The sequence below is a fragment of the Acidovorax sp. HMWF018 genome (assembly GCF_003061035.1).
Lineage (GTDB): Bacteria > Pseudomonadota > Gammaproteobacteria > Burkholderiales > Burkholderiaceae_C > Acidovorax > Acidovorax delafieldii.
In genome coordinates this window covers 1-7,859 of the sequence record NZ_QAIM01000017.1, presented here as the reverse complement: position 1 = coordinate 7,859, position 7,859 = coordinate 1, and the positions used below count along the sequence as shown (strand labels likewise).

5 protein-coding genes and 1 pseudogene are annotated in these 7,859 nt (G+C 61.4%); 4 read left to right on the top strand and 2 right to left on the bottom strand.

Annotated elements, in window-relative coordinates; genetic code table 11:
• The coding region (locus DBR23_RS00485; RefSeq protein ID WP_146191174.1) for an ankyrin repeat domain-containing protein at window positions 1-313 on the top strand (313 nt) is incomplete at its 5' end.
• Between the two features lie 78 nt (window positions 314-391).
• Here the strand turns inward: DBR23_RS00485 and dbpA are convergent.
• Entirely contained in the window at window positions 392-1,810 is a 1,419-nt protein-coding gene (gene dbpA / locus DBR23_RS00480) for an ATP-dependent RNA helicase DbpA (RefSeq protein WP_056745567.1), read from the bottom strand.
• 93 nt (window positions 1,811-1,903) lie between these two features.
• On the opposite strand from dbpA, the gene DBR23_RS00475 reads away from it, so the two are divergent.
• Entirely contained in the window at window positions 1,904-3,979 is a 2,076-nt protein-coding gene (locus tag DBR23_RS00475) for a bifunctional diguanylate cyclase/phosphodiesterase (RefSeq protein ID WP_108496952.1), read from the top strand.
• 243 nt (window positions 3,980-4,222) lie between these two features.
• Here the strand turns inward: DBR23_RS00475 and DBR23_RS00470 are convergent, their stop codons facing one another.
• Window positions 4,223-4,705: a type VI secretion system tube protein Hcp gene (locus DBR23_RS00470; RefSeq protein ID WP_056059598.1), complete on the bottom strand. Its 483-nt coding sequence runs from the start codon at window positions 4,703-4,705 to the stop codon at window positions 4,223-4,225.
• Between the two features lie 769 nt (window positions 4,706-5,474).
• On the opposite strand from DBR23_RS00470, the gene DBR23_RS00465 reads away from it, so the two are divergent.
• Window positions 5,475-7,448, top strand: a complete 1,974-nt coding sequence (locus tag DBR23_RS00465; RefSeq protein ID WP_108496951.1) for a serine/threonine-protein kinase — start codon at window positions 5,475-5,477, stop codon at window positions 7,446-7,448.
• 100 nt (window positions 7,449-7,548) lie between these two features.
• A pseudogene (locus DBR23_RS30130) lies at window positions 7,549-7,859 on the top strand (PEGA domain-containing protein); the annotation flags it as partial.

Here is a 7,859-nt window from a genome sequence, read left to right as displayed (position 1 = left end):
GGTGACCAGCCGCTACGACGGCACGGCCCTGATCGCCGCCGCCCACCTGGGGCACGACGGCGTGGTGCGTCAGTTGATCGCCGCCGGGGCGCCGCTGGACCATGTGAACAACCTGCACTGGACGGCGCTCATCGAGTCCATCGTGCTGGGCAACGGCGGTCCGCGCCACCAGGCGACACTGCAAGCCTTGCTACAGGCGGGGGCCAGCCAGGCACTGACCGACCGGCAGGGCAACACGCCCCAGCAGCTGGCGCGCCAGCGGGGCTTTGGAGAGATGGTGCGGATGCTGGAGGCTGCCGCAGCACGGCGCTGATGCCGCCAGTGCAGGACGCGCATTTACTATCAAATTGATAGCTATTGGCGCATGATTGACTAGCGCATCCGGCGCTTTTTACTCAAAGTCCTGGGTTCCCGTCACCAGGCGGGCCTTCACGGTCTTGCCCTTCACCCGGCCCTGGTTCAGGCGCTGGGCAGCTTGGGCGCCGATGGCACGGTCCACCGCCACATAGGTGGAGAAGTCGTTCACGTTGATCTTGCCGATCTGCTCTCGGGTGTAGCCCATCTCGCCGGTCAGCGCGCCCAGCACGTCGCCCGCACGGATCTTCTCCTTGCGGCCACCGATGATCTGGATGGTGACCATGGGCGGCACCAGCGGGCCGTTGCCGGTCGGTGTCAGGTCGGCCACAGGGAACCAGCGCGACTCTCGGCCCTGCAATTGTTCGATCTTGCCCACGCTGCCCATCTCGTCCAGGCTGGCCAGGTTCAGCGCCAGCCCTTCGGCATCGCCCCGGCCCGTGCGGCCGATGCGGTGGATGTGCACCTCGGGGTCGGGCGTCACGTCCACGTTGATCACGGCGGCCAGGTTGGCAATGTCCAGCCCGCGCGCGGCCACGTCGGTGGCCACCAGCACCGAGCAGCTCTTGTTGGCAAACTGCACCAGCACCTGGTCGCGCTCGCGCTGCTCCAGCTCGCCAAACAGCGCCAGCGCGCTGAAGCCCTGGGCCTGCAGCACGGCCACCAGGTCGCGGCACTGCTGCTTGGTGTTGCAGAACGCGATGGACGAATCGGGCCGGAAGTGGTTGAGCAGCAGCGACACGGCATGCAGGCGCTCGCTGTTCTTCACCTCGTACCAGCGCTGCTCGATCTTGCCCTCGGCATGCTGCGCCTGCACGGTGATCTGCTCGGGCGACTTCATGAACTGGGCGCTCAGCTTGGCAATGCCCTCGGGGTAGGTGGCCGAGAACAGCAGGGTCTGGCGCTCTTTGGGACACTGCTTGGCCACCACGACGATGTCGTCGAAAAAGCCCATGTCGAGCATGCGGTCAGCCTCGTCGAGCACCAGGGTGTTGAGCGCCTCCAGCGTCAGGTGCTGGCGCTCCAGGTGGTCCATCACCCGGCCAGGCGTGCCCACCACGATGTGCGCGCCATGCTCCAGGCTCAGCATCTGGCCGCGCAGCGGCACCCCGCCGCACAGGGTCACGACCTTGATGTTCTCTTCGGCGCGCGCTAGGCGGCGGATTTCAGTGGTCACCTGGTCGGCCAGCTCGCGCGTGGGGCACAGCACCAGGGCCTGTACCGCAAAGCGGCGGGGGTTGAGGTTGGCCAGCAGCGCCAGCGCAAACGCGGCGGTCTTGCCGCTGCCGGTGCTGGCCTGGGCGATCAGGTCCTTGCCCAGCAAGGCGGGGGGCAGGCTGGCCGCCTGAATGGGCGTCATCGTGGTGTAGCCCAGCTGCTGCAGGTTGGCCAGCATGGCGGGGCTCAGGGCCAGCGCGCTGAAATCAGTGCGGGCTTGGTTTTCTTTGGAGGTCATGGGCCGATTATCCGGTGCGGGGTATCCGGGCAACTACCTTACGCCCCCGTCAGGTGTATCGGCTATAACAAACAGATACGTACCGAGCGGTCCATGCCAGACTCATCCAACGCAGCCAACACGCCAGGTCAAGGGGGTTCCAGCGACTCGCTGCTGCGCCTGATCGCCGACTCGGTCCCGGCACTGATGGCTTACTACGACCTGCCAGGCCTGCGCTGCCAGTTCGCCAACCAGGGCTACGCCGCCTACAACGGCCACAGCACCGAATCCATCTTGGGACTGACCGTGCAGGAGGCGATTGGCGACAAGGCCTGGCAGGCCATCCAGCCGTACGTGGAGCGCTGCTCGCACGGTGAGCGCGTGAAATACACGCGCGAGCAAACCCTGCCCAACGGCGAGGTGCGGATGATCGAGGTCAACCTGATCCCGCATTTTGGCAACGCGGGGCTGCAGCTCGGCTCCTTTGTGCTGATCACCGACATCACCGAGCGTTGGCGCGCCGAGCGTGAGGTACGCCAGAGCGAAGAACGCATGCGCAAGTTCACCGAGGCCACGGACGAGGCCATCGTGTTCCATCGCGACGGCATCATCACCGACGGCAACGAGGCACTGTACCGCTTGACGGGATTTGCACTGCACGAAGTGCTGGGCCTGTCGATCTTCAACTTCATCAGCCCCGAGTGGCGCGCCACCGCGCTGGAATACACCCGCAGCGGACGGGAGGATCCGTACGAAGTCACCATCCGCCATAAGGATGGGCATTCCATCCCCGTCGAGGTCGTCGGCAAGACCATGCCCCTGCACCATGCCGACTACCGCATCGTGGTGGTGCGCGACATCACAGCCCGCAAACAGGCGCAGGAGCGCGAAGCCTTCATCGCACTGCACGACCCCCTCACGCAATTGCCCAACCGGCACTTCCTGATGGAGCAGCTGTCGCAGGTGCTGTCGCTGGCCCGCCGGCGGCATGGCCGTGTGGCGGTGCTGTTTATGAACCTCGACCATTTCAAGACCGTGAACGACTCGCTCGGCCACCATGCGGGCGACCAGCTGCTGTGCAACGTCGCCGAGCGACTGCGCCAGGGTGTGCGCGACGCCGACGTGGTCGCGCGCATCGGCGGCGACGAGTTTGTGGTGGTGCTGACCGACGTGCAGACGCCCGATGACGCGGCCATGGTGGCCGACAAGCTGCTGGAGTCCATGCACGGCGTTTTCACGGTCGATCAGCTGCCGCTCACCATCTCCCCGTCCATCGGCATCAGCCTGTACCCGGACCACGGTGGCAGCGCCGACATGCTGCTGCGCTGCGCCGATGCGGCCATGCAGCATGCCAAGGACAGCGGGCGCGGCAACCGCCAGTTCTACGCCACCAGCATGGAGGCCAGTGCCCTCGATGTGCTGCACCAGGAGCGCCTGCTGCGCGACGCCATTGCACGCAACGACTTCGTGCTGCATTACCAGCCGCAAATTTGCCTGGCCGACGGTTCGCTGCAAGGCCTGGAAGCGCTGGTGCGATGGCGCCACCCCGAGCGTGGGCTGGTGGGGCCCGATGAGTTCATCACGTTCTCGGAGTCACGGGGCCTCATCACGCCCATCGGCCGCTGGGTGATGCGCGAAGCCTGCCGCCAGCTCAAAGCCTGGCAGGACCAGGGCCTGGCCAAGGTGCCCGTGGCAGTCAACCTCTCGGCCCTCGAATTCCGCCAGCGCGATGTGGCCGCTGAAATCGCGGCCGTCCTCAAGGAAACAGGGCTGGCACCGCAATACCTGGAGATCGAACTGACCGAGTCCGTGCTCATGCACCAGACTGGCCGGACCCTGAACACCCTGCACGCCGTCAAGGCGTTGGGCGTCGGCATCTCCATCGATGACTTCGGCACCGGGTACTCCTCCCTGGCATATCTGAAGCGCTACCCCATCGACAAGCTCAAGATCGACCGGTCATTTGTCACCGACACCCCCGGCAGTGCCGACGACGTCGCCATCGTCACCGCCATCATCCAGATGGCCCGCAGCCTGCAGCTCAAGACGGTGGCGGAAGGGGTGGAGACACAAGGGCAGATCGCATTGCTCAAGGAACTGGGGTGCGATGTGATCCAGGGGTTTGTGGTGTCGGTACCGATGGATGAGACGATTGCGCGGGAATGGCTGGAGAGTAACGGTAGTGGGTAAAACCGTTTCCGACGGATGGACCGCCAGCCCCCCCAGTTCTCGGTGAAATGGCTTAGCGGCAGCCAACGGCTGGGCCCGCTCTGCGGCGCTTGCACGCTCTCATTTCCTGCTCGCACATCGAATCGCGTCGATCTCACAAGTCACTGAGGCCGAGAGCGAACGCTTGCAGGAAAGCCGGCCCCCTACAGTACGACACTTGGATAGCGCTCACCCAAGTGGGCGCTATCACAAGCAGCCGTGCGTTCAGGCTTCCTTGTTTTCTTTGATGCTGAAGCCCATCTGGCTGGTAGCGCCCTTGCCGCCTTGGTTGGTCTGTTCGGAGTACTCCGTCTTGATCTTGGCAGCCTGGAACGCGTAGTTCACGACCACGGTGTCGCCAGAACTTGTACCGCTGACGGTCACGTTGGTAACCATCACGTCCGTCAGGGTGATCTTGCCGAATTCAATCTGCGTGCCACCGGCCTTGCACATCGAAATTTCTACCTGACCCAAATGCTTGCCCGTGGCGCAATGCTTGAGCACAGCGGGATAGCACTTGTCGATGTTGGCGACAACATTCAGGTTTTGAAAGTCAGCCTTACCGGCACCGGCACCACCACCAGAGGCCATAGAGTGCGGTTGGGTCACCCCCCAGGTAAACGACTCGACATCCGTCCAATCCTTGTGCGCTGCGTCTTTCGATTCACCGCTCGCACCTTCCACCTTCATAAAAATCGCAACTGTCATTCGGGTACCTCTCCTTGGTTCAAAAATGCGTTGCAGGCGCCGTTGCTTGAACGGCACACGCACGCTCTCAATTTCCGCAGAGGCAGCGTTGCGCCCCCACAGAATTCACGACTGAAGGAGAGGTACGAAGCTCACAGCCGGCATGCGAGACATGCGGAAACACTGTGCCATACGCCACCACTACGCTCACCTTGGAAACGTGTGTTTGTTTGTGCATATGGAGCTTCGCTTGCTTGAATTCCCCTCCCTCGCAAGCTTGTTGGCGGGCGGATGATACGGACGCCAAGCGCCCGGAGGGGTATCAAGTCACAGCAATTCAGCGGCTCTCAGCAACATTAGCAACAGTGTGTTTCGCAGCATCTGAAGTCGTGGTTTTGTGACGTTTTTTGCAATTTGTCCACGTTAGACTCGCCCGCCACAAACGCACTACAAGTAACTTGGCGATGAGTGCTCTTCAGGAGGCGAACATGACTGCGAAGGGTTGTGCCAACGATTGACTCTAGTGGCTTGGCGAAGAAACAAAAATGCCAGAGCCTTCCCCGTCCATCGAAAACGATTGAGGGCGTTGAAAAAGTCTTCCATACGTCAGGGGCGCAGTAGTCCGACAAGTTGCAGCGGTCAAGCTGCGACAACGTAAATGGCATACACAGCGAGACAAGTCAGCACATTGCAAGAGCAGACAGCGTCAGCTCCGATTGCAGGAGCACTGAAGATCTACTGACCGCTTGGGAAAAGCCGATGAGGCGATGAATACACAGGGAGCCACGTGATGATTGAGACCGCAGGAGGTTCGGCAAACTGCCTCGCGCCGGGCGTCCATATCGGTGAATACCGGCTGTTGGACGTCATTGGAGAAGGTGGTTTTGGCATTGTGTATCGCGCCCGCGATGTGAGCCTTGACAGGATTGTTGCCATCAAGGAATACATGCCCGCCACGTTGGCGGGGCGTAAATCATCCAACGAAATCCACGTCCGTTCGCAGCATCGTGGGGCATTCGATGCCGGGCTGCGAAGCTTCATCAACGAAGCCCGACTGCTGGCCAAGTTCTCGCATCCAGCTCTGGTACATGTGTACCGATTTTTCGAACTGAACGGCACGGCCTACATGGTCATGCGCCATTACGAAGGGCAGACGTTCCGAGCATTTTTGAATGCCCAACAAGAACGCATGAATCAACGCATGCTGGCCGCGATCGTAGGTCCCATCCTCGATGTCGTCGAGATGCTGCATGCAGCCGATTGCTACCACCGCGATATCGCTCCCGATAACGTATTCCTGCAAAACTCAGGGATGCCTGTGCTGCTCGATTTTGGGGCCGCTCGGCGAATCATCGGTGACATGACGCAGGCCCTGACGATGGTGTTGAAGCCAGGCTTCGCTCCCATTGAACAGTACGTAGATGACGGCGCCATGCCGCAGGGAGCATGGACCGACATTTACCAAATTGGCGCGATGCTCTACCTAGCGATCACCGGGAAGCCACCAGCAACATCGGTCGCCAGAATGATCAACGATCCGGTGGCAGCTTTATCGCCCGCTGACTACCCAGGATACTCATCCCAGTTTCTGCGTGGAGTGGGTCACGCATTGGCGGTGAAACCTCAGGAGCGACCACAGACGATTGCTGCACTCAAGGATCTGCTCGGCATCACAACGTTCACCATGCCCATGCATGCGCCCTGGCACGATGTCTTACCAGGTGCTCAGGTGGTTACCTCTTCGCTCCCCCATCCAACGCTCGCAGCCTCGGACAACACGGGCCTGCATGAGTCGTTGAAACCCACTGGCGTAGTTACCGAGGCCAACGCATCATTGCCGTTAAACGATTCGGCAGAACCCGCTCAGCGCGAGCCCGTTACCGCGATGGCCACCCATGCGAACCAGACACTTCCGCAAGCAGCAGTCGTCGCCAGCGACATCGACATACTGAAGTTTGCCCCCCAGACATCGTCTGCTGCATCAACTAGCAACGCCACAGCAACACCCCAACTGCCCGCGAAGCCGGACGCTCGAGAACGCCAAAATGCGGAGATCAGCAGCGATCTGCGACACACGCGCACACGCGCTTTGACGCTGCGATGGACGATTGCGGCCCTCGCGCTGTTCGTAGCCACTGCGTTGGTTCTTTGGTTGACCAAGCACGACGTGGCCGCGCACCAGTCCGCAGAAGAGATAGCACTGAATCTGGAAGACCAACATTGGAAAGAAGCACAGGCTGCGGGCTCTGCAGCCATGCTGGACTCGTACCTGAGCGCCTACCCGAAGGGCAAGCATCGCAGCGAAGCGATGGCCCTCATCAATCGTCTGGAATTTCTAGACCCGGTTGTCAGTCCGCCGCCAGCTGCCTTAGCGTCAGCACCCACCCAGCCTGTCGTTGCCGCGACCTCTGCGCCCTCAGCGTCAGAGCCGCCTGCAACAACGGCCCCAAAGGCTGTGGCGGTGGCAGCGACGACACCACCGCCTGCGCCCAAAGGAGATCCTGCCGTTGCAGATTCGGTAGTAGCAGCCAAGACTCCGCCAAAGACAGCGGGAGAAGTAGGGCGTGTTGTTCTGCGCGTAAGCCCATGGGGCCGGATCTCGGTGAACGGCAACTCTTTGGGAACCACGCCACCACTGACTTCCATCGAGCTTCCTGAAGGCTTGCATCGCATTGACGTGAGCAATCCGGCCGCAGCGCCAGTCACCAAGACAGTCCAGGTCAAAAAAGGCGAGCCGGTGGTGATCAGTCACCAGTTCGAATAATTCACGTCCGCGAGCGCCTGCTGTCGATATGCCAATAAACGCTTTACTGCGATGGGGAGCTTGTTGCCTGTGCCTGGGTCTCAGCACTGCAATCGCCTCGGTGGATTGCAACGAACCAAGCAAACCTGAAGCGGGGAACTCGGTTTCTTCGGCTGGACGTCAATATCTGGGACAGGGCATATCGCTCTACGAGACGCGAAAGCTGGAGCTGGCAGAAAAAGCACTACAGGCTTCACTGTTTGCAGGTCTGACAGATGGGCACGAGCGATCTACTGCCCATAAATACCTTGCGTTCATTTATTGCACCAATCGGGAACGGGCCCGGTGCGACACCGCATTCAACGCAGCTTTCGACGCGCGCCCTTCGTTCACGCTCGAAGCGTACGAGCTGCAGAACACGCCGTGGCGGGA

Excerpts from the sequence above, each read along its gene's own strand:
- DBR23_RS00475 (WP_108496952.1), top strand. The coding sequence starts at position 1,904 with ATGCCAGACTCATCCAACGCAGCCAACACGCCAGGTCAAGGGGGTTCC.
- DBR23_RS00465 (WP_108496951.1), top strand. The coding sequence starts at position 5,475 with ATGATTGAGACCGCAGGAGGTTCGGCAAACTGCCTCGCGCCGGGCGTC.
- dbpA (WP_056745567.1), bottom strand. The coding sequence starts at position 1,810 with ATGACCTCCAAAGAAAACCAAGCCCGCACTGATTTCAGCGCGCTGGCC.
- DBR23_RS00470 (WP_056059598.1), bottom strand. The coding sequence starts at position 4,705 with ATGACAGTTGCGATTTTTATGAAGGTGGAAGGTGCGAGCGGTGAATCG.